Genomic DNA, 22,657 nt, shown 5'->3' with positions numbered 1-22,657 from the left:
CATGTTGCCCAAGCCCGCTAAACTTTACAAACAATGGATTCAACGTCATGACATTAGTATTACTAATGTATAAATTGTGTATAGAATGAACAACTCCAACCTCCCCCCCCTGAACTGGCTTCGTGCGTTTGAATCTGCGGCTCGGCATCTTTCGTTCACGCAGGCTGCGGCCGAGCTGAATCTTACGCAGTCAGCGATCTCTCAACACGTCCGCAGTCTCGAAGGATTCTTGGGTCGTGAACTTTTCATTCGCCGCACCCGAGCTTTGATGCTCAGTGAAGCCGGTGCCAACTATCTGCCCACAGTTCGCGAGGCTTTTGACCTCTTGGCACATGGCACACAGGCAATGACGCGGGGGGATCGCGGAAAATCGATCATTCTCCAGTGCAACATGGCATTTTCCGTTTTCTGCCTGGCCCCGCGTCTCCACAATCTTCACGCGGCCTTCCCATGGCTCAGGCTCAATATTGTGACCCCGATCTGGGATCCTGAACGCCATGCGGAACATGCCAACGTTGAAATCCGCTTCGGCCGCCCGGCCGAGATGTCAGAAAACGCCATCCCCCTGCCCCGAGACAGATTTTATCCCATCTGCCACCCCGACTATCAACAAGGCCAAATTGACCTTGAAACTGCAACCTTAATGGACTGCTCCGGAATTATGGGAAATTGGGAAACTTGGTATAAATCGCAGGGAAAACCCTTCAATCGAGCAAATGAGGTTCACCTCAGCTCGACCTACTCGGTCTCAATCAGCGCCGCCTTGGCCGGAGCAGGCTTGGCAATGGCACACGATACGTTGGTTGTTGACCTTCTTCAAAGCGGCCAATTAATCCGCCCTTTCGATCACCGGCCAGAGCTGCTCGAAGCCTACCACATCATCCCGCCAGCTAGCCATGCCGACACCCCCGCGACTCGGGCCTTTATGTCATGGATGGCAGAAGAATTTTTGAACCGCGACTTTGATGCTTAAACTGATTCTTCTTCCAAATGCAGCTTCATGTCGATCAATACTTGCTGAAGCATCGTTGTTTCTTTCAACAAGCGTTTTGCTTCGTTGACCGTTATGATCCCATCTTCGATGGACGTCTGATATTCCGCCATCAACATTGCAAATCGCTGGCTCAACGCGATAACATCGGTGTTTACCCCACCTTTGTCGTCATTGTTTTTCCGACGCTCATCAAATTGCAGGGTAATTCCCTTCAATTCAGCTAACGCACTCGTGACATGCGGATAAGACGAGGCTTCCTCCAACGCCGCGACAGCATCTATCGGCATGAAGCGATCAGAATGCTCGTCGTGATCAGAATAATACCGACCAAGGGTAGCCTTGGATTTGCCAGTCAACTCACATGCGGGTTCAATCCCCACATCCTTGACCAGCGCTTCGGTGTGCTTTTTCAGATAACTTCCGACAGTTGACATCTCGTTACTTCCACTACTTCCCCCTTACATGTGGGGAACATATGATTTTTTTTCCCATTAAACTCTTTATCGGGAAATGTCATTGCTAAAACAATCCCGATGTTAAGGGACGTAATGAGTGTTGGCCTTTTGGCCATAGCGCGAGGCAGGAACCAAGTGGTGTAAATTTGTCCGGTTTTCCTGTTTTGGCAGTCGAAGATACCAAGGTCTCCATCCCCGGAAGTCTATCCCTCCTTGCCCGTCGACTGAGCCTGCCTCGCTCCCCTATTCCCGGATCACGCTCGTTCGACCAACACTGAGCCAACAGAATAACCAGCTCCAAACGAGCAAATCAGCCCCACATCACCAACAAGGAAATCATCCGAATATTTTGAAAACGCTATGATCGACCCCGCAGAGGAAGTGTTTGCATAGTCTTGCAATATATTGGGCTGTTCGTGCGGTTCAGGTGTGCGCCCCATGACCTTACGGCCGATAAAGTCATTCATCGATTTATTCGCTTGATGCAACCAAAGGCGTTTCAACTGATTGGCGCTGACACCTTCATCGGTCATGTGCTCGGCGATGTGTTGTGATACGAGCGGCAATACTTCCTTAAAAACCTTGCGCCCTTCCTGCACAAACAACATGTCCCTTCGGTCTTCCATCCCATACGCGCGTGTTCGACGCAGGTATCCATTGTTATTGCGGATGTTGTTCGAGAACTGCGTCGCGCAACGGCTTGACCTAATAATAAAATGATCGCCCTTCGCATCTTCCGCCCGTTCGATCAAAACAGCCGTGCACACATCCCCAAAAATAAAGTGACAATCGCGATCCCGCCATTCCAGATGCCCCGAGCAAATCTCCGGGCTCACAACCAGGGCTCGTTTGGCCGACCCAGTGCGCACCATATCCGCGGCGGCTTGGATGCCAAAGGTCGCCGATGAGCAGGCAACATTCATATCAAACGCAAACCCACCCGCACCTAACAATTGCTGAATCTCGACCGCAATCGCCGGATACGGACGCTCATGATTCGAGGCCGCACAAATGACCAGATCAACTTCACTGGCATCTCGTTGAGCCTGATCCAGCGCCTTGGTACAGGCCTCCACCGCCATCTCAGCCATAATTCCCGGCTCGTCATTGCCCCGCTCACGCAGATGCGGATGCATCACATCGGGATCCAGAACCCCGGATTTATTCATGACATAGCGCTGCTCAATCCCCGAGGCGTTCACAATAAACTCAGAAGACGACGGATGCTTGGCCCTCAATTCCCCTGCTTTGATGGCATCCGCGTTTGCTACATTGAATTTCTCAACATATGCGTTGAACGTGGCCACCAGTTCATCATTGGTGATGATCTCTTCTGGGGTAAAAATACCGGTTCCTGAAATCGCGGGCACAAACATAGGTCTCTCCAAACTTTAAGGGCAGTTTCCAGAACCCGACCCCGCCATCAAGATTAACGCTACGGCAATTCCTATTTCAGCGCCAGCATGCCTAAACGTCAGCAATAATATTCGGGGGCTCTTCCCCGTTCAAAGCCGCGCGCAGGTTCTCAACCGCCATCAAACCCATTTCCACACGTACTTCCAAAGCGGCGGTTCCCAGATGCGGCAGCAAAACGACGTTCTCCATGCCCTTCAGCACCTCAGGCACAGCCGGTTCGCGCTCGTAAACATCCAACCCGGCGCCTGCAATACGGCTTTTCTCCAAGGCCGATATCAAAGCTTTTTCTTGCACGACATCGCCACGCGCAACATTGATCAGATAGGCGTCTGAGTTCATCGCATGAAGAATCTCAGCCCCAATCATGTGGCGCGTGGTGTCATCTGCTGGAACGGTCATTACCAAAAAGTCCACCTGTGCGGCCAGTGCGGCCAGCGCATCCACTCTGGTTGTCGCAAAATCCAGTTCTTTGGCCGAGCGGCTGAAATATTTCACCTTCATGCCAAAGCCGAAGTGACAGCGACGTGCCACTGCCTGACCAATGCGCCCCATGCCGACAATACCGACGGTCTTGCCGGTGACATGCTGACCCAGCATCTGAGTTGGATTCCAACCTTCCCACTCACCAGAACGTACCAGCCGTTCCCCTTCCCCGGCGCGTCGAGCGCACATCAGGATCAAGGTCATCGCAATATCTGCTGTGGCATCCGTCACCGCACCCGGCGTGTTGGTCACCATCACGCCGGCCTCCCGAGCGGCCTCGACATCAATATGGTTATACCCAACTCCAAAGTTTGCCAGAACTTTGCACCTTGGTTGATCGGCATCACGGAATACCTCGGCGGAAAATGCATCTCCCAAGGTCGGCAATACGCCATCATACAGTGCCAAAGCTGCACGCATCTGGCCGATTTTAAGCGGAGCGGTTTCCGTGCGAATCTCCACTTCGAAATATTCGCGGGCCTTTTCTACAACCGTGTCCGGCAAAGGTCGGGTCAGATACACACGTTTCAATGCAACCGCCCCCCATTTGGAACATCCTGATCTGGTTTTGCCAGTACAATATTGCCATTTTCATCCGTAAACCCACATACCAGAACCTCAGACATAAACGGTCCAATCTGACGCGGCGGGAAATTCGTAACTGCAACCACCTGCTGCCCGATCAATCCCTCTGGCGTGTAATGCACGGTGATCTGAGCCGAAGATTTTTTTTCCCCAATCTCAGGGCCAAAATCGATCCACAGTTTGATCGCAGGCTTTCGCGCTTCGGGGAAAGGCTCAGCCCGCACAACGGTACCCACGCGCAATTCAACACTCAGAAAGTCGCCAAAACTAATTTCAGCCATCACGCAGCTCCTTTGACCGGTCCGTCGCAGCTTTCACCGTCTGCACCATCAAGTGCGGAAGCCCAGACTGTTCCTGCATCAGCACCTCCAGCCCTGCTTGTGTCGTTCCATTCGGGCTGGTCACATTCAACCGCAATTGCGATGGTGTTTCTTCAGCATCCTCGGCCAGTGCACCAGCTCCCGCAACCGTGGCCTTGGCCAGTTGCATCGACAGCTCAGCACATAGCCCCTGCGCCTCCCCTGCAGCCGCCAGACATTCGATCATATGAAAAACATATGCTGGGCCGGATCCACTGACGCCGGTCACCGCATCCATCTGATCTTCGTTTTCCAGCCGAACCACTTGCCCCACGGCCTGCAACAGACCTTCAGCCAAGGTTAACTGCGTTGCCGAAGTATGTGCATTCCCCACAATTGCCGTGATGCCCTTACCAACGGCAGCGGGCGTATTCGGCATTGCGCGGACAATCGGGCTTTGCGCACCCAGCGCCTCTTCAAAGGCCGCAATCGTCGTGCCAGCGGCAACTGACACAAACAGCGTATTACCATTCCCCATCGCTGCAATCGTCGGCAACGCGTCGCCCATCATCTGCGGCTTAACTGCAATCAAAACGATGGCTGGCTTCTCGGGGACCTCGTCATTGATGTGAACACCCGTAGCCTTCAGCCACTCGGATGGATACGGATCGATGACCCAGACGGAGCCTGCGGGCAATCCGCCCTTCAGCCAACCATCCAGCATGGCTGATCCCATCTTGCCGCAGCCCAACAACACTAGCCCGCCTGCGGCCACATCCTTCATATCCATCAATGCCCCCAATACTCAGTTATTGAGGGGTATTCTTACGCACGCCCGAATGCCTCTGCAATGGCGACTTGCAGGGCGTCTTGCGGGCTCCGATCACCCCAGATCGCCAGTTGAAAGGCTGGATAGAACCGCTCAGCATTCATCACTGCGGAATTGATCAAGGTGTTGATCTGTTCCGGGCTCACGCTTTGCGCCCCTGCCATCACAAGACCGTAGCGATAGACCATCAGTTTTGGTTCTTTCCAGAAGGTAAATGCACCTGACCAGCACTGGTCATTCACATCGTTCAACATCTGGTACAGAATTGGAAGCTTCTCGTTCGGCGGCTCCATTTCAAACGTGCAGACCATCCGCAACGTCTCATCGTAGCCAGACCAGGCCAGTGTTATGGAATAGGTTCGCCACTGCCCTTCGACTGCCATAGCGATCTGATCATCGGCTATACGATCGAATTCCCAGTCGTAATGCTCGGCCAGATGTTCAACGATATCTATTGGGTGAAGGTCTTCTTGCAAGAACTGCTCGGACAATGCCATGGCGCCACCTCTTTTTGCTGTAGCGGCTGGGGCATGGCAGCGCCCCAAGCGCTAGGTGCCTGCTCTATAAACGGGGGAGAATTCCCTCGCCTATACCAGATATGGTGGAGTGTTTATTGGAACCTGTAAAGCAATTTATTGGGGATAACCTCAATAAGTTGTGGATGAATAGAAAATCGCATCAAGATAGCGCTTTCAGGAAATTAACATACCGCGCACAGCGATTTCCCGCATGCGTCTCTAAAATCTCGGATTTTTCGTTGGATTGGATCACCTTGCCACACAGGGCGAAACTAACGCATGAACCGGCTGCGCGCGTTTTCAGAGGTCGACAGCTTCAACATGAATTCCGCCAACAGTGACGTGGCCTGTTTCCGTGCATCCGGGTCAGTAATCACAGCCATCTTTTTGGTGGGCATCAATCTTTCGCTAAATACGAATCTCTTTAGGCAAAGCGCCAGCTTCGGCCATCATACGGAAACCCACGGCCTACGAAGCATCGCCAATAGCATCACCACTACGAACTGGCAAAGGCGCGCCTTCTGCTTCGCGCCCTTGTAATATCCTCTCTGTCGATGCCTTTAGCATGCGGCGTTCCGAGAGTTTATCTAGCTCGCGTGACATAGTCTTATTGGCCCTTCGCCTCCAGCGCATCCAAACGAGCCATAAGCGCCTCATTCTCTTCGCGAGCCTTCTGTGCCATGGCCCGCACTGCATCGAACTCTTCGCGAGTTACAAAATCGCGATCCGCCAACCAACGATCAATCATTGATTTCATCGCTGTTTCTGCTTCGTCTTTGGCCCCCTGAGCCACGCCCATAGCGTTGGTCATCAGTTGCGATATATCGTCCAGAACCTTGTTGCGGGTTTGCATTGCTCTCTCCGGTATTACATGTGGGTCCTATATGGGCATCAAAAGCGCGGGGGGCAAGGTTGACTCCGCCACAAGCACAGGCAAATACACGCATATGCAGGCAGTTATCCAATTCCCCGAGATTTCCCCCGAGATTTTCACCGTTCCCCTCTTTGGGATGGAGTTCTCGCTGCGCTGGTACGCGCTTTCCTACATTGTTGGCATCTTGATCGGTTGGCGAATAGTCGTGCACGCCGTGCGCAGCCCCGGCCTGTGGCCCGGCGGAACCGCTCCAATCACCGAGAAACAGGTCGAGGATTTGCTGACATGGGTCATCCTCGGCGTGATACTCGGTGGCCGGTTAGGGTTCGTGCTATTTTATCAACCCGGCTATTACCTCTCGAATCCCATGCAGATTCTGCAAGTCTGGCAGGGTGGTATGTCCTTTCACGGCGGCCTTTTGGGCGTTATCACCGCCTGTTTCTTGTTTTCCCGCAAGCAAGGAATCCCCTTCTGGACGTTGGCCGACGTGCTCTGCATGGCCACGCCAGTGGGTCTCTTGCTGGGGCGCCTTGCCAATTTCATCAACGCCGAACTTTGGGGCCGTCCCACAGATTTGCCCTGGGGGGTGATATTTCCCGGTGCAGCGGCTCAGGACTGCCCTGGTATCGTGCCCGGTCTCTGTGCCCGCCACCCCTCACAGCTATACGAGGCCCTGCTCGAAGGTCTGATTTTGGGTGCAGTTTTGCTGTATCTCGCTCACCGCCGTGGCGGTTTGCGCTTCCCCGGACGTCTGACCGGTGTATTTTTCATCGGCTACGGCCTTGCCCGCTTTTTGGTCGAACACGTCCGCCAGCCTGACGCGCTGTTCGTGTCCGAAGGCAACCCGCTTGGCCTCGCCTTCCACATCAACGGTATTGGTCTGACTATGGGACAGGCGCTGTCGATCCCGATGATTCTGTTTGGTATCGCAGTCATTCAATATTCCCGCAGGCATAAGGCGTGACCACACTCAAGGACATCCTGATCACCCGGATCAAATCAGACGGCCCAATCACGCTGGCCGACTATATGGTCACCTGCCTGAGCCACCCTGAACATGGCTACTACGCCACGCGAGATCCCCTTGGCGCGGCAGGTGATTTCACAACAGCGCCAGAAATCAGTCAGATGTTTGGTGAACTGGTTGGCCTATCATTGGCACAGACTTGGCTGGATCAAGGCGCGCCGACCCCCTTCACTTTGGCCGAAGCTGGGCCCGGACGAGGGACCCTGATTGCCGATGTCCTGCGCGCTACAAAAATGGTGCCCGGTTTTCACGATGCGCTTAGGCTGCATCTGATCGAAACCTCGCCGACCCTGCGCGCCAAGCAACAGGCCACAATCGAAAAAGATGGCATCAATTGGCATACATCAGTCCAAACTCTGCCCCAGAAACCCTTATTTCTAATCGCTAATGAGTTTTTCGACGCTCTGCCCATCCGCCAATTCAAGCGTGAGGGCGAAGCGTGGCGCGAGCGCCTTGTGAGTGTTGCCGCGACAAACCTTACGCTTACATGGTCGAATCCGGTTGCCCCTGCGGAATTAACACACCGCCTTACAGACACCCGCGACGACGATATAGTTGAACTGCATGAAGCCACGATCTCCTATGCGGCCCATCTTGGGAGCATTATCAATACCCATGGCGGCATGGCTCTGATCTTTGACTATGGCGACTGGCGCTCTTTAGGGGACACGTTTCAAGCGGTATCCAACCACCAATCGATTGATCCCTGTACCGAACCGGGCAATGCTGACCTAACTGCTCACGTCGATTTTGAAGCGCTAGCCAGTGCCGCCCTCCCCGCCAAATACAGCCGCCTCACGCCGCAGGGAATTTTTCTGGAGCGGCTCGGCATCACCCAACGCGCAGAAAAGCTGGCCGAAAACCTCTCCGGCGCCTCTCTGAATACGCACGTCAAAGCATATCAACGCTTGACCAGCCCCGAAGAAATGGGGACGCTCTTCAAGGTGATCGCCCTCTATCCCGACGGCGCATCCCCCCCGCCCGGAGTGGAGCCATGACCCTAGAGATCCTGACCTCAGACAGCCTCACCCCCCTGCGCCATGGGTTCTTTACCCGCAAGGGCGGCGCATCATCGGGTGTCTTCGAGGGGCTGAACTGCGGTCAGGGTTCTTCGGATCAGGACGACATTGTTAAAATCAACCGCACTCGCGTGGCCGAGGCCATGGGTGTTGAATTGTCGCATCTCACAACGGTTTATCAAGTTCACTCTGCCACGGTCGAAGTGATCGACGGGCCGCTCACAGAACGACCCAAGGCCGACGCCATGGTCACCAAAACACCTGGACTGGCCGTCGGCATTCTGACCGCCGATTGCCAGCCGGTTCTCTTCGCGGATGCTGAGGCTGGCGTCATCGGCGCAGCACATGCAGGTTGGCGAGGGGCTGTTGACGGTGTGCTTGAGGCCACAATTGAAGCCATGGAAACTCTTGGCGCCAATCGGGCCCGGATTAACGCAGTGATCGGACCATCAATAAGCCAAGCTGCCTATGAAGTCGGACCCGAGTTCATTGAAACGTTCGTGGACCACGATCCAGACAACGCGCGGTTCTTTGCCAACGGCAAAGAGGGACACTATCAGTTCGACTTGACAGGATTTGGCTTGCACGTGTTGCGTCAAGCTGGTGTGGCTCACGCTGAATGGATCCGGCACTGTACCTATTCCGACCCAAGTAGATTTTACTCTTATCGTCGAACAACCCATGCCAAGGAAGCAGACTATGGCCGTCTGATCTCAGCGATTTGCTTGTAGGTCTTGGGCAACAAAAATATGATTGAATTCTCTGGCTTGCGTGAGTTCAAACACCCCGTATTTTGGCTGCCGTCTTTTCACAATGATGCATTCGATTTTATCAACTCTGAACAATCTGACTGAGACATACAATCGCCACAATCACTATGCCTTCGAATAAATATGTACCTACAGACGCAATATTATAATAATAATTTCAATTACTTGAGATAATTTCCAACTTCAAAACGTTTCCACTTCGCACTTATCCATTCGACTGGGAAAGCCCGATCTTTACGCCATCAGTGACACAGATTGGCCCCAAAGTTCTTGCACAATTTTTGCAACCCGCAAATCGCAATTCTGTCCGCCGATCTTCCAAAGGAGCCTTAATATGAAATACCGCTGGAAGACAGCAAATCGCTTTGCGCTACTAGTTCACACGAGCACGACAGCTACTTTGCAATCCATTGGATATGCAGCCCACAGTCAATCTTTCTCAGCCACTGAATGCTCCCTATGATCTCAACAATACTTCAAAACATTTTCAAATTTCTGCGGCCTGTCCACGAACAGTGCTTTCAATACGTTGAACCGGTGCGCATCGAAAACGCACCATATAGTTTCAATTTTCTCTCACTAGCAGGGGGGACATACAAATGACGATGACCCCTTACTCAACAAATATGAGACCCAACGCTCTGGCGATCCGCAAGCGACAGGATTCACATCCCGACCTCAAACGCCAGCCGGAACGACGTTCTCTTTTGATGCGCAAGTATCAATGTACTTATCAGTCGGCCGATGGGGAAGTTCGCCATTCTGATCAGATTGCTCCAGCCTTGCCACTGTTTGAATCGGCCTTCTCAGCATTCGCACGCGGCACATTGATTGAAACCGAGCAAGGGCAATTTGCCATCGAGGACCTTGAGCCTGGCATGAACGTGATAAGCCCCGGTAGCGCGTCCTCTGAAATCATCTGGATCGGCTCTATGACAATAGTGCCGGGCGCGGGGCCCGCAGGATATCAATGTTCTAACTTGACCCGCGTAATGTCGAACGCTCTGGGAATGAATCGGCCCGGTCATGATTTAATCTTTGGCCCCGGCGCCCGCATGTTAACCCGTCCTGCTGGCTTGCACGAAGCATCAAAAGACAATCGTCTGCTGACGCCCGTTAACGATCTGGCAGATGGCGACAATATCATCAGTATTTTGCCGCCACGTCCGGTTGAAGTGTTTCACCTGTGTCTTAATCAGCATTCATTGATCAGTGCTTCGGGCCTCGAAGTCGAAAGTTTCCACCCTGGCCCACGTTTTGAATCGACGCTGGGAGAAAACATGCTGTCGCTGTTCATGTCGTTGTTTCCGCACGTTCACCACCCGGAAGATTTCGGAAGCCTCCACATACAACGCCTTCCCATCATGTCAGCGAATGGTACAGAGGTCGCTTGAGTTCAAACCGAAACCGCTCAAGCAGATTTATTCAGACGCTCTTCCAGAACATCAAAAGGTACACCCGGTTCATCCTTCGCCCCGCGGATCACAAGCGATGTCTTCACGCTCGCAACATTTTCCGCCGCCGTCAGCTGTTCGGTTAAAAACCTCTGAAATGTGCTCAAATCGGGTGCTGCGCACTTCAAAATAAAATCCACTTCGCCGTTCAGCATGTGACATTCACGCACTAAAGGCCAACTTTGGCACAGCGCCTCAAAGGCACTCAGGTCAGCTTCAGCTTGGCTGACCAGCCCCACCATAGCGAAAACCTGAACCTCAAAGCCCAACTCCCGCGCATCAACATCCGCATGATAGCCCTTGATGTACCCGGTTTCCTCCAACGTACGAACCCGGCGCAGACATGGTGGCGCCGAAATACCGACACGCTTGGCCAATTCAACATTGGTCATGCGCCCATCGGCTTGTAGTTCCGCTAGAATTTTACGGTCAATCGGATCGAGTCGGGTAGTCGGCATTCAGTCACTCCAAATTACAGATTCAATACACCAGAGGGTAGACCTGCGCAATATTGTTTCAAACATCTGTAACTTTATTAACTATTCGCACCTTAGATCGGCCATTTTAGTCAGCTGTGCTCTGTGAGCTCCATTGAAAATAATGCAATTTGTGTTTCTATCAGACCAATCAGGCTCTTCTGCCTAATACAAACGCAAGCTATAGTTAGCACAGTCCAGCAGTAAACGACAAAAGGTAAGCGCCCGATGGCCGCGCAGGGTAATCCCCCATTTAACATCATGATTATCGGCCAAGGGGGCCGCCTACAATACGAGGCCATCTTGTTCGCCGCCTCTCTAAGGGTTCAATCACCTGGCTTTTCTGGCCGTCTGATCGTTGCCGAGCCTCAGAGCGGCCCACAATGGCCCCAAGACCCATCGATCCGGAGCAAACAAACCCGAGACCTTCTAGAAGAGCTTGGAGCCGAGATCATTCCTTTTGAATCAAAACACTTCGGCGAGCACTACCCCTACGGAAACAAAATCGAAGCGCTTTTTGCCCTACCCAAAGGCGAGCCCTTTGTTTTTTTTGACACCGACACCTTGGTTTTGAATGATTTATCTCAAGTCCCGTTCGACTTTGATCGCCCGAGTGCCTCGCTCAGGTGCGAAAACACTTGGCCAGAAATTCAGCTATATGGCCCAGGATACACTGCGACTTGGAAATCGCTTTATGATCAATTCGGGCTCGACTTCGAAAGCTCGCTGGACACCACCTACCCCGATGAATTCTGGCGAAGGTATCTCTATTTCAATGCTGGTTTTTTCTATTACAAATGCCCTCATCAGTTTGGTGAAAAATTTCTGGAATATGCGCTCGCCATTCGCGATGACACTCCAGAGGAGTTGATCTGCCAATCGCTTGACCCTTGGCTTGATCAGGTTGCCCTCCCACTTGTCATTCACGCACTTGGAGGCGGCAACCACACCCTCCCTCCAGACCTTTTGGACGGACAAGTTACTTGCCATTATCGCATGCTTCCCCTGCTCTATGCCCGAGAGTCTGATCAGGTTGTCAATGTGCTAGAAGACATCACCGCGCCAAATCGCCTGAAAAAGGTTCTCAAACACTATGATCCGATCAAATTCATGATCTACCATGGCCGCGGACAAAAAGTGCGCAACTTGTTCGACCGTAACAACCTCCCCCGCAAAGAACAGGCCATCCGCAACACCATCAAGCGCAATGGTTTCTGGATGCGTTAGGCCGCAATTCGCAATTGTGGCCACAAAACATATCCCCTAGTGTTCCGGCAAAATTTTCGCAGGAGGAACACCTATGGCCTATGGCTTTGATACATTGCAAATACACGCTGGCGCCCGCCCTGACCCGGCTACCGGCGCGCGCCAGACCCCGATTTATCAAAGCACGGCCTACGTGTTTCGCGATGCCGAACATGCAGCCGCCCTCTTCAACCTGCAAGAAGTCGGCTACATCTACTCCCGCTTGACCAACCCAACCGTGGCCGTCTTGCAAGAACGTGTCGCCACTCTGGAAGGAGGCGTTGGTGCTGTTTGCTGCTCCTCTGGCCACGCCGCCCAGATCATGGCCCTGTTCCCGCTAATGGCGCCGGGTCGGAATGTCGTGGTGTCCACCCGTCTCTATGGCGGCTCTGTCACCCAGTTCAGCCAAACCATCAAACGTTTCGGCTGGTCGGCCAAATTCATTGATTTTGACGATACCGACGCCATCGCAGCCGCGATCGATGATGACACCCGCGCCGTGTTCTGTGAATCCATCGCCAATCCCGGTGGATATATCACCGATCTGCCGGTCATCGCAAAAATCGCCGACGACGCAGGCCTGCCGTTGATTGTCGACAACACCAGCGCCAGCCCCTACTTGTGTCGCCCAATCGAGCACGGCGCAACGTTGGTCGTGCACTCGTTAACCAAATACCTGACGGGCAACGGCACTGTCACCGGCGGCGTGGTTGTGGATTCTGGAAAATTCGACTGGTCCGCCTCGGACAAGTTCCCTTCCCTGTCGCAGCCCGAAGAAGCCTATCACGGCCTGAAATTCCACGAGACCTTTGGCCCACTCGCCTTCACCTTCCACGGCATTGCCATCGGCCTGCGCGATCTTGGCATGACCTTGAACCCGCAAGCCGCGCACTACACACTGATGGGGACCGAGACCCTGTCCCTGCGCATGCAGAAACACGTGGAAAATGCGCAGATCGTTGCGGAATGGCTTGAAAAAGATGACCGTGTTGAGGCCGTCACCTATGCAGGCCTCAAATCTTCCCCGTATCACAAACGCGTTGCCAAGATCTGCCCCAAGGGGGCTGGGGGTTTGTTTACTGTCACGCTCAAAGGCGGCTATGACTCCTGTGTCAAACTGGTCGATAGCCTTGAATTGTTCAGCCATGTTGCCAATCTTGGCGATACACGGTCGCTCATCATCCACTCGGCGTCGACCACGCACCGTCAGCTGACTGCAGAACAGCAGACGGCCGCAGGTGCGGCTCCAAACGTGGTTCGGATCTCCATCGGCATCGAAGACCCCGACGACATCATCGCAGATCTTGATCAGGCCCTATCCAAGGCTTCTATCTAAAATCTCAGACCCTGCCATCTGCGCTTTCCCGCCGGTGGCAGGGCTTTCGCTTTGCCTTGATGTAAAGCTCGTGTAAAATTCGCGCACTGGGGGAATCCCCTTTTGTTTCAGGTTACTGTGCAGACACTCACAATGAAGCCAACCTTTGCTCTTTCCCTCTCTATGGATGGCATTCGCCTGGTCCATATTGCAGCCGATCCCGAAGTCCACGTGGGAACCGTACCTCTCGACAGTCCGTCATTGACGTCTGATCTGTCTGACCTTAGGGATGCCGCACAAGTCATTGAAGAATATGAATTTTCAACAACGTTGATCATCCCGAACGATCAAATCCGTTACCTCTCGACCGACCCGCAAGGTGCACCAGAAGAAGATTTCACCGAGATCGCACGCCAGACGCTCGTGGGAGCCACGCCTTATGCAGTTGATGACCTCGCCATTGATTATTGCGTGGATGCAGGTGTCTTGCGAATTGCCGCCGTGGCCCAAGACACCCTTCAGGAGGCGGAAACCTTTGCTATAGAACACGGGTTCAATCCCGTGCTTTTCAGTGCCTTGCCAAACAGCACGGACTTCATCGGTGCACCGAATTTTGGAGCAACGCAACACGCTGAAGATACGCTTATTGCGGAGCCTAAGCTCACGTTTGATCCTGAGCCCAGTAAAGAAGTTGAAACCGAAAAAGAAGGTACAGAGGAAGTAGCTACAGTCTCTGTCGAAACTATCACTGAGGATCTATCGGCTCCGAGCGATCCAGCATCAAGTGCGGACACTGACGCTTCAGATGTCGTTGAAGCTTCTGATGATATCGATACCGCCGACGCAGAGGCAGAAAGCGCTCCAACCGAAGTTTCACCATCTGCGAACAGCACTTCCTCCGAGCCAACACCAACGTCAGCCATTGCAAGTGCGCCAAAGGTACAAGCCGAACAATCTTTGCTTGCGACAAAGTCACCTCCAACCCAACGCAGACCACGCAATCCAGCTTTGATAGCGGCGGGTGTTGTTGGTCTGGTCGTGTTGAATCTGGCCATCTGGCCACCATTGCTGTCAAACGACAAAGAGGTTGCAGAGCGGTCAGCGACCAACATTATTGACGATATTGCGGCATTGCCGGACGAATACACAGGTGACACCGCGCCACTTTCCCCAACGCAGCAATCGACTGCAGAACCCGCTGTAACAATTGAACCCAGCGAACTCAGCTCCGATGAGGCTCGAGCGCGCTATGCGGCCACAGGTGTCTGGCAAAAGGCCCCCCAGCCGCCGCGAACTCCCGATATCACAGACGCCGAAGATTTCTATCAAACGTCGCTAGATCCAGAAGTCCCATCGTCCGATGCGGTTGCCCTCCCAGCGGTGGCTTATTTGCAAACCGACCAGCACCCAAACAGCGAATCACCTTCGCCCGGCGCCGACGTAACCTTCGAATTCGATGACCGTGGGTTGGTTGTTGCCACAGATTATGGTGCGATTACACCGCAAGGCGTAATCGTCTACTCCGGACGCCCAAACGCGTCTCAACCTCCTTGGCCAAAGCGCCACATCGTCGGGCAACCCAAAGAAATCGATGAACCTTTTGCCGCACTCCGCCCGCAAAGCCGCCCCGCAGATCTGAGCGACAGCATTGAACGTAACACCCTCAATGGGCGAACCCTATCAGAGCTGGCAGCATTCCGCCCAAAGATAAGGCCCAAAGCGGTTGAAGAACGCGCAATTTCCACTATATCGCCGGGCGCAAACTCCGAAACCATCAACACCGCCGTGGCTGCTGCAATTCAGTCCAGTGCGCCAGATATTGCTCCGACGAAAGAAGCCGTGACCGCCTCTGTTATGCCAAAGCTGCGCCCCCGCATTGTGGAGAAGGCCGCCAAAAGCCAGCAGACCGCCGCCGTGGCCCAGCCGGTGAGCAAAGCTCAGAAAGTGACCCCCAGCGTGCCAACCTCTGCATCCGTCACCCGTCAGGCGACTGAAAAAAATGCGATCAAACTGCGCCAGATCAATTTGATTGGTGTTTATGGCTCCCCGTCCAACCGCCGCGCCTTGGTGCGAATGGCGAATGGCAGATATAAAAAGGTCACGGTCGGCGACAGGCTGGATGGCGGCAAGGTTGCAGCCATCGGCAAAAGTGAGCTGCGTTACGTCAAAAAAGGCCGCAACATCACGTTGCAGATGCCCAAAGGCTGATTTTTGTCGTAACCAGTAACTTTACCGGCGAAATTACGCACTCAAGATTTGCGCTCGTGTCATAAATCACGCACTATATGCATGTATGCACGACCAAATTCACACGCCCCCGCCAAATAGACCTGATCTTGATCAGGTCCAGTTCTCATCCCCTGCCGAACAAAGACGGAGCATCTGATGGATAGCTTTCTGTTCCTTGCATCCGTTTACCTTGCCGCTGCCGTAATCGCTGTCCCCGTAGCCGCGCGCCTCGGTCTGGGCTCGGTTCTGGGATATCTCGCGGCAGGCATCGCCATCGGGCCTATTCTTGGCCTTGTTGGCGGGCACGAGACCGAAGAATTGCAACACTTTGCCGAATTCGGCGTTGTGATGATGCTCTTCCTGATTGGTTTGGAACTCGAACCTCGTGCGCTTTGGGACATGCGACACAGGCTCTTGGGCCTCGGCGGGCTGCAAATCGCACTGACCACGATCGCTGTGATGATCGGGGCAATGGCGTTTGGGGTATATTGGAGCGTGGCGCTCGCCATCGGGCTTGTTTTTGCTCTCTCCTCCACCGCGATCGTGCTACAAACCCTATCTGAAAAAGGTTTGATGCAAACTGGCGGTGGGCGATCTGCCTTCTCGGTTTTGCTGACCCAAGATATCGCCGTCATCCCGATGCTGGCCTTCCTGCCTCTTCTGGCGCTGCCCAAAACGCCGCAAGAGGTTCTAACCGAGGTCTTCGATAACCTCAGTGAAGTTCACGAGGAAGCTGATCACGCCACCCACGAAACACATGAAGCGGCAGTCCACTTCATCCAGAGCTTGCCAGGCTGGGGTGTCACACTTGTCACACTCGCCGCTGTCGGAGCGATCATCCTTGGTGGCATCTACCTTGCGCAGCCCATCTTTCGCTACATCCACACAACGCGCCTGCGCGAGATGTCCACGGCCCTCGCCCTGCTCATCGTAGTGGGCATTGCCTACGTTATGAATCTTGTCGGCCTCTCGCCTGCCCTTGGCGCCTTCCTTGCCGGGGTGGTTCTCGCCAGCAGCGAATTCCGCCACGAGATTGAAAGCGACATCGCCCCGTTCAAAGGGCTGCTACTTGGTCTGTTCTTCATAACTGTGGGCGCAGGTATCAATTTTGGTGTTCTGTTCCGCGAATTCATCCCGGTCTTTGGCATCGCGTTCCTGGTAATTGTGCTCAAAGGTGGCGTTTTGTACGGGCTGGGCCGCACCTTTGGCCTCAAGGGTCGCAACCTGTGGCTCTTTACCCTCTCGCTGGCACAGGCTGGTGAGTTCGGCTTCGTCCTGATTTCCTTCTCTGGACAGCACAACGTGATCCCCCCAGATCAAACCGAGATTCTGCTCCTGGCCATCGCCATTTCGATGCTGATCACACCATTGCTCTTCCTGCTTTATGATTGGCTCTCCAGCCGGATGGATGAAAGCTCCGACAAACAAGAGCCCGATGAGATTGACGACGAAGGTCCGGTCATCATTGCCGGCATCGGTCGCTTCGGGCAGATCGTCAACCGGCTGGTGCGCTCAAGTGGGTTCGATACTGTGGTTCTCGACCACGATCTCAGCGCCATCCAGCGCATGCGCCGTTTTGGCGTCAAAGGTTTCCTTGGCGATCCCTCCCGCCCTGAATTGCTCTATGCTGCGGGCCTTAAAGAGGCGCGCGTGCTGGTTATCGCGCTTGATGATCCCGACGCATCTGTGCGTGTTGTCCAATTTGCCCGCCGCGAACGCCCCGATATTCACATCATCGCCCGCGCCCGCGACCGCACCAACGTCTTCCGCCTCTATCAAGCCGGAGCTGATGACATCGTGCGTGAAATGTTCGACAGCTCCCTGCGGGCTGGACGGTATGCGCTTGAAAACCTCGGCTTAACCGAGTTTGAAGCATCCGAGGTGGAAACAGCGTTTTACCATCACGACCGCCATTCGGTTCAGGAACTGGCGCAATTGTGGGACCCCGAGGTTAAGACCGTCGACAACAAGGCCTACATCGCCCGTGCTCTTGAGCTGGAAAGCGAGCTGGAAACGCTCTTGCTGTCGCAACTCGAAGTCAGCGCAGGGGAGGTCGAGCCCGAGTCATCGGTAGAAGAGTCCAAAGAAGCCTAGCCCATGCCCGCGCTGCGGTGAACAACGAACCGGTGCCGGCTCTACTCAATTAGTGACTAGCACCGGGGCCCTTGGCGTCAAGATCACAAGTTAATGTGATCTTCTTTGTGGAAACACATTCACCGATGATCGATTCTTCCTGAAGCTTGCATGTTACCGTGTTGGGCCCGGATAAAAGCCCGCCGCCCACATTGCCACAGTCACAGGTGATTGCATCGCAGTCCACTCCGGCAACAAGCTCTTCGACGGCTTGGAACGCATCATCACACCACGCTCCTGCTATAGGGATATGCTTGCACAGGGACTTGAAAAAGTTCTTGGCTGTATCGCTACCCCAAGGCCCCTTGGACAAATCGTTTAACCGTTCCTCGATCTTGGCATAAGCCGCATGATCAAACTGTCCGGTTTCAATCGCGTCCCCAACTAGATCCAGCGCCTTGGTGCTTTCGCCGAACATTTCGTTGGCCCAGCCCACCTGCTCGGTGAAGACACCAAAAGCAGGTCCTGAAATTGCAGGGCCTCCTCCCTTGGGCAAAAGAGCAACCATGTTTTCAAGAAACTTCTTGGTTTCAGCCTCGTTCATTTGCGCAAGATCCGGCGCATCACGCGCGAGTTCAGCCGCCTTTGCAATATCGCCGATCAGACCGGTTGTCTTTTCTCCGATGCCCTCGATGCCCGTCGCCTGAGAAATCGCTGCCGCGACATCTGGCAGACCCGCTTTTTTGGCCGCATCATTCAACGCGGAAATCGCCCCATCCAGCTCAATCGCGGCTTGCGGCAACAAGGTACCCTCGTCCGCCATCTTACCAATGGTGTCCATCAACGGGGCCAGAATATCGCCATAGGTCTGCGCATCAGGGATGTTCCCTGATGTCGCTAGATCGCTGAGCGCCCCCAGCATGGCCTTGGGCCCCGCTTCCATTGTTGCCTTTTGCCCCAATGTCCGTGCCAAAAGCTGCGCCTCGGGCGCATCCGGGTGCGCCTTTGCAATAGCCTCAATCTCACGCAAGGCCTGCGCCCGCTCTGTCGATGTGGTCGCGGTTCGCAGCCGCTCACCTGCCGCGTTCATGTCTGCCTTTGCCCCGGCTGGCCAATCTTCGGCTAGTGCTAAACCACAAGACAAAACCCAGGCCATAATACCAATCAAGAAATGCCTCATCAAAATATCCCCCTAAAATCCATAACGAACCCAATGCCACTCAGTGTACCGCAAAACCGTCCTTTTTGCATTTTGTGCTCGGAAACTGGTGTTCGGGTGCCAAAATCGCGCCTCACCTCACCGCATAAAAAAGCCCGCCCCTGTCACAGGGCGGGCCAGTCCCGGAGAAAATTGGGACCTTATCGAGTACGCCAGCGTTGTGTCCGGGCCAGAACGCCACGCGACACCAGCAGGTGGATGATCCGCGCGGCAGCATTGGTATAGAAGATCATCATCCCCATAGCCGCCGCCGGGGCGATATCGCCCGCGTCATCCATGTTCAACACGGCGATCGAGGCCAGCGTGGTGCTGGGTGAATAGAGGAAGACTACCGCCGACACCGTCGTCATTGCATTCACGAACAGATAGATCGAGATATCCAGAATCGCGGGCAGGCACACCGGCACCGTGACCCGGCCAAAGAGCTTCAGCGTCGGCTGCTTCAAAGAAGATGACACCGATTCAAACTCGCGATCCATCTGCTTCAATGCCGTCACCGCCGTCAAATGCGAGACCGTATAGAAGTGTGTCACGGTACAGATCACCAGAATGGCCATCGTGCCGTAGATCGCATTCAACGGATTGGACGGGTTGTTGAAGAAAAAGATATAGGCCAGCCCTAGCACCATCCCCGGGATCGCCATTGGCAGCATGGCGAACATCTGGAAGATCGCCCGCCCGGTTTTGAAGCCGTTCGATTTCTCCACCAGATAGGCACCGAAGAAGACCACACAGGTGCCAATCACCGCCGTCAGCAAGGCGAGCTTGATCGAATTGAAATACGACCCCCAGCCCCCGCCATCCATGCGGTTAAAGTCGTAGTTCTTCAGGCTCAGGCTCAGATCATAAGGCCAAAACTTGATCAGTGCCGCGAACTGGCACACAGCCAGCATGCCCATAATAAAGAACGCCACACAGCAGCAGTAGATCAGGAAAATCCGGTCTGCCTTTGGGTTCGGGTTCGGTTGATACGGAACTGAGCGTGCTGACAGCAGCGCCACCTGCTTTGATTGCACCATGCGGTCAATTGCAAAGGCCAGAATGGCTGGTACCACCAGAACCACCGACACCACCGCACCCATTTCAAAGTTCTGCTGTCCGATCACCTGTTTATAGATATCGACCGCCAGAACGTTGAATTGACCGCCAATGACCTTGGGCAGGCCAAAGTCGGTGATCACCAGATTGAACACCACAAAAGCTGCGGAAATCAGACCATAGCGTGCACCCGGAATAGTCACGGTCCAGAAGGTTCGCCACGGAGTTGAGCGCAGACTCGCCGCTGCCTCGTACAACCGCGCATCTGAGATTGCCAAAGCCGTCGAGATGATGATGAACGCATGCGGGAAGGTGAAAAACACCGAGCCGATTACGATCCCGATCGGGCCGTAAATACTTGCCCCAAACAGCAGCTCCTTGATCATCCCCTGATTACCAAAGAGATAAACCAATGCGATCCCAGGCAGCAATGAGGGCACCAGAATGGGCGCCATCGCCACCAGTCGGAACAGGCCTTTGAACCGCATGCAACTCCGGTTCAGCGCATAGGCAAACCAAAAAGCCAGCGTCACAGTGATGATGGTGCTGATCACCGCAATCACGACCGAATTTTTGATCGAATTAAACAGCGCCGGTGTCGAGAAATAGCTGATAAAGTTTCCAAGCCCGGTGGATTTCTCTGGCCGTAGCTGCACGCGACGGAAGGTATTACTGTCCAGCTCGACCCACGCCGTGCCAGTCTGCAACTCTGAACCCACCAAAAACCGCCCCGTCTCGGACGTATTGCGGATCTGGTACATCACCGGGCTACGGAAACTGAAATCCGGGAAAAATTGCGTCAGCCCCAAACGGCTGTCAGAGCCCGCGATCAGGTCATTGTCGCTCAAGACACCCAGCTCAGCATTCAACTGCGCCGGCGTCACGATCTCGCCGCTGAAATTGCCCTCTTTATCGCTGACCTGCAGCTCGTAAGCAGACAGGTCGAACATATAGGTCGAAAAGCTTTTCGATAGCATCGCCGCCAGCGGAAACACCATTGTCACGATCAAATAGATCGCGATGATCACCATGCTCATCCGCATGATTATATCGTCGCGGCTCAGCTTACCCTTGATCACCGGACCTGCGGGCAGTGTGTCATATTGAACGTCGGCCATTACTCTGCCCCTGCGGGTTCAAAGGCCATCAGACGGTCCTGTGGCAATTCGATCTTGAAGCTGACCCCTTCGGTCAACCCAAGACGGCGCACGGCGTTGATCGACAGATCGGTGATCAGCTCTGCCTCGCCAAAAATCTCGTGACGCAACCGGCAGCGCCAAAAAGAGCCCAGAAACTCCATCTCGGCAATTTCCACGTCAAAGGCATTCTCGGGTGTCTTGACCACATCCGGCGCCCCAGGTGAACGCGCACCATCACCGTGCGGGATGATATCCTCTGGCCGGATCGCAGCGACAACTGTCTCACCAGCATTGAATTTATGCGCCTGGCTTTTCAGTTCCTGACCGCCAATGACCACCGTTTCTGATGCCCCTGCGACGGCTGGAATCTGATTCATTTCACCGATAAAATCAGCCACAAACAGGTTCGCCGGTTGGCGGTAAATTTCAGTTGGCGTGCCGATTTGTTCGATTACACCATGGTTCATCACCACAACACGATCGGCCATGGCCAGCGCCTCTTCCTGATCATGAGTCACCATCACAGTGGTTACACCAAGTTTGCGTTGTAATTCTTTGATTTCATGTCGCAAATGCACGCGGACCTTCGCGTCAAGTGCGGACAGCGGCTCGTCTAACAGTAAGAGCCCTGGGTTGGTTGCAATCGCCCGCGCTAATGCGATCCGTTGCTGTTGTCCACCAGACAATTGCGCCGGATACTTCTGCCCTTGTTCCGGCAGGCCCACCAACTGCAGCAACTCTGCCACGCGCACTGCAATCTCGGATTTGCTGCGCCCGGTATTTTCCAGTCCAAAAGCAATATTCTTTTCAATCGTCAGATTGGGAAACAGCGCATAAGACTGAAACACAATCCCGAAATCCCGCTCGGACGGCGGCAGGTTGGTTACATCCTTGCCCTCCTGCATCACAGTCCCTTTGGTGGGCAGATCCAACCCGGCAATCGCCCGCAAAAGTGTGGTTTTCCCACACCCAGATGGCCCAAGAAAACAGACAAATTCGCGTTCATTTAGATCGAGCGCAATGTTTTTCAGCGCGATGAAATCACCAAACGCCTTCCACAGGTTTTCGATGCTTAGGTATAATTCGGTTTGTGAAGGTTGTTCTGTCACGGGGGCCATCTTTGCTGTCGGGGAATCAAGCATGGTCTATCGCCTTGAATGCTGCGATTGAATTCAGGGGGCCACGCGGGCCCCCTATTCA

Annotated in this window: 21 protein-coding genes; 9 read left to right on the top strand and 12 right to left on the bottom strand. The window is 54.0% G+C overall.

What is annotated here, in order from left to right; genetic code table 11:
• Nucleotides 1–85: 85 nt before the first annotated feature.
• Nucleotides 86–973: a LysR family transcriptional regulator gene (locus ROA7450_RS01605; RefSeq protein WP_085803868.1), complete on the top strand. Its 888-nt coding sequence runs from the start codon at nt 86–88 to the stop codon at nt 971–973.
• Here ROA7450_RS01605 and ROA7450_RS01600 read toward each other — a convergent pair.
• The 8 genes from ROA7450_RS01600 to ROA7450_RS01570 all read right to left on the bottom strand — a co-directional run bounded on the left by ROA7450_RS01600 (nt 970) and on the right by ROA7450_RS01570 (nt 6,432).
• Nucleotides 970–1,428, bottom strand: a complete 459-nt coding sequence (locus ROA7450_RS01600) for a hypothetical protein (RefSeq protein ID WP_085803867.1) — start codon at nt 1,426–1,428, stop codon at nt 970–972. The two genes, ROA7450_RS01605 and ROA7450_RS01600, sit on opposite strands and share 4 nt — an antisense overlap.
• A 275-nt stretch (nt 1,429–1,703) precedes the next feature.
• On the bottom strand, nt 1,704–2,825 hold the full coding sequence (locus tag ROA7450_RS01595; protein ID WP_085803866.1) for a beta-ketoacyl-ACP synthase III: 1,122 nt from the start codon (nt 2,823–2,825) through the stop codon (nt 1,704–1,706).
• A 91-nt stretch (nt 2,826–2,916) separates the two neighbouring features.
• On the bottom strand, nt 2,917–3,879 hold the full coding sequence (locus tag ROA7450_RS01590; protein ID WP_085803865.1) for a 2-hydroxyacid dehydrogenase: 963 nt from the start codon (nt 3,877–3,879) through the stop codon (nt 2,917–2,919).
• Complete coding sequence (locus ROA7450_RS01585) at nt 3,876–4,214, bottom strand: tRNA-binding protein (RefSeq protein ID WP_085803864.1); 339 nt, start codon at nt 4,212–4,214, stop codon at nt 3,876–3,878. Before ROA7450_RS01585 ends, ROA7450_RS01590 begins: the two co-directional genes overlap by 4 nt.
• Nucleotides 4,207–5,022 (bottom strand): pyrroline-5-carboxylate reductase, encoded by an 816-nt coding sequence (gene proC, locus ROA7450_RS01580; protein WP_085803863.1) that lies wholly within the window; start codon nt 5,020–5,022, stop codon nt 4,207–4,209. Before proC ends, ROA7450_RS01585 begins: the two co-directional genes overlap by 8 nt.
• Nucleotides 5,023–5,057: 35 nt before the next feature.
• Entirely contained in the window at nt 5,058–5,558 is a 501-nt protein-coding gene (locus tag ROA7450_RS01575) for a type III secretion system chaperone family protein (RefSeq protein ID WP_085803862.1), read from the bottom strand.
• A 293-nt stretch (nt 5,559–5,851) separates the two neighbouring features.
• Nucleotides 5,852–5,977 (bottom strand): hypothetical protein, encoded by a 126-nt coding sequence (locus tag ROA7450_RS21385; RefSeq protein WP_268808432.1) that lies wholly within the window; start codon nt 5,975–5,977, stop codon nt 5,852–5,854.
• Nucleotides 5,978–6,186: 209 nt separating this feature from the next.
• Complete coding sequence (locus tag ROA7450_RS01570; RefSeq protein WP_085803861.1) at nt 6,187–6,432, bottom strand: accessory factor UbiK family protein; 246 nt, start codon at nt 6,430–6,432, stop codon at nt 6,187–6,189.
• A gap of 94 nt (nt 6,433–6,526) precedes the next feature.
• Between ROA7450_RS01570 and lgt the strand changes: the two genes are divergently transcribed.
• From lgt to ROA7450_RS01550, 4 genes are all read left to right on the top strand, one after another.
• Nucleotides 6,527–7,417 carry a prolipoprotein diacylglyceryl transferase gene (lgt, locus tag ROA7450_RS01565; protein ID WP_085804129.1) on the top strand — a complete coding sequence of 297 codons (891 nt, stop codon included), beginning with the start codon at nt 6,527–6,529 and terminating at the stop codon, nt 7,415–7,417.
• Entirely contained in the window at nt 7,414–8,478 is a 1,065-nt protein-coding gene (locus ROA7450_RS01560) for a class I SAM-dependent methyltransferase (RefSeq protein ID WP_085803860.1), read from the top strand. Before lgt ends, ROA7450_RS01560 begins: the two co-directional genes overlap by 4 nt.
• Nucleotides 8,475–9,230: a peptidoglycan editing factor PgeF gene (pgeF, locus tag ROA7450_RS01555; RefSeq protein WP_085803859.1), complete on the top strand. Its 756-nt coding sequence runs from the start codon at nt 8,475–8,477 to the stop codon at nt 9,228–9,230. Before ROA7450_RS01560 ends, pgeF begins: the two co-directional genes overlap by 4 nt.
• Before the next feature lie 638 nt (nt 9,231–9,868).
• Entirely contained in the window at nt 9,869–10,663 is a 795-nt protein-coding gene (locus ROA7450_RS01550) for a Hint domain-containing protein (protein WP_085803858.1), read from the top strand.
• A 17-nt stretch (nt 10,664–10,680) separates the two neighbouring features.
• Here ROA7450_RS01550 and ROA7450_RS01545 read toward each other — a convergent pair whose 3' ends face one another.
• Entirely contained in the window at nt 10,681–11,181 is a 501-nt protein-coding gene (locus ROA7450_RS01545) for an Lrp/AsnC family transcriptional regulator (protein WP_085803857.1), read from the bottom strand.
• Nucleotides 11,182–11,460: 279 nt separating this feature from the next.
• Here ROA7450_RS01545 and ROA7450_RS01540 point away from each other — a divergent pair, with 279 nt between their 5' ends.
• The 4 genes from ROA7450_RS01540 (at nt 11,461) to ROA7450_RS01525 (ending at nt 18,082) form a co-directional block, all read left to right on the top strand.
• Complete coding sequence (locus ROA7450_RS01540) at nt 11,461–12,426, top strand: glycosyltransferase family A protein (protein ID WP_503128369.1); 966 nt, start codon at nt 11,461–11,463, stop codon at nt 12,424–12,426.
• Between the two features lie 73 nt (nt 12,427–12,499).
• On the top strand, nt 12,500–13,780 hold the full coding sequence (locus tag ROA7450_RS01535; RefSeq protein WP_085803855.1) for an O-acetylhomoserine aminocarboxypropyltransferase/cysteine synthase family protein: 1,281 nt from the start codon (nt 12,500–12,502) through the stop codon (nt 13,778–13,780).
• Nucleotides 13,781–13,912: 132 nt separating this feature from the next.
• A complete protein-coding gene (locus ROA7450_RS01530) occupies nt 13,913–15,967 on the top strand; it encodes a hypothetical protein (protein ID WP_143534315.1) in 2,055 nt (684 codons plus the stop codon).
• 177 nt (nt 15,968–16,144) lie between these two features.
• Nucleotides 16,145–18,082 carry a cation:proton antiporter domain-containing protein gene (locus tag ROA7450_RS01525; protein ID WP_085803853.1) on the top strand — a complete coding sequence of 646 codons (1,938 nt, stop codon included), beginning with the start codon at nt 16,145–16,147 and terminating at the stop codon, nt 18,080–18,082.
• 49 nt (nt 18,083–18,131) lie between these two features.
• Here ROA7450_RS01525 and ROA7450_RS01520 read toward each other — a convergent pair whose 3' ends face one another.
• From ROA7450_RS01520 to ROA7450_RS01510, 3 genes are all read right to left on the bottom strand, one after another.
• Nucleotides 18,132–19,241 (bottom strand): hypothetical protein, encoded by a 1,110-nt coding sequence (locus ROA7450_RS01520; RefSeq protein WP_085803852.1) that lies wholly within the window; start codon nt 19,239–19,241, stop codon nt 18,132–18,134.
• Between the two features lie 179 nt (nt 19,242–19,420).
• On the bottom strand, nt 19,421–21,436 hold the full coding sequence (locus ROA7450_RS01515; RefSeq protein WP_085803851.1) for a putative 2-aminoethylphosphonate ABC transporter permease subunit: 2,016 nt from the start codon (nt 21,434–21,436) through the stop codon (nt 19,421–19,423).
• Nucleotides 21,436–22,599, bottom strand: coding sequence for a putative 2-aminoethylphosphonate ABC transporter ATP-binding protein (locus ROA7450_RS01510; RefSeq protein WP_234999378.1), 1,164 nt, complete (start codon nt 22,597–22,599; stop codon nt 21,436–21,438). The genes ROA7450_RS01515 and ROA7450_RS01510 overlap by 1 nt, the downstream gene beginning before the upstream one ends.
• Nucleotides 22,600–22,657: the final 58 nt, after the last annotated feature.

Source organism: Roseovarius albus, from assembly GCF_900172335.1.
GTDB lineage: Bacteria > Pseudomonadota > Alphaproteobacteria > Rhodobacterales > Rhodobacteraceae > Roseovarius > Roseovarius albus.
The sequence above is the reverse complement of the archived record's forward strand: the minus strand, read 5'-3'. Positions and strand labels throughout refer to the sequence as shown.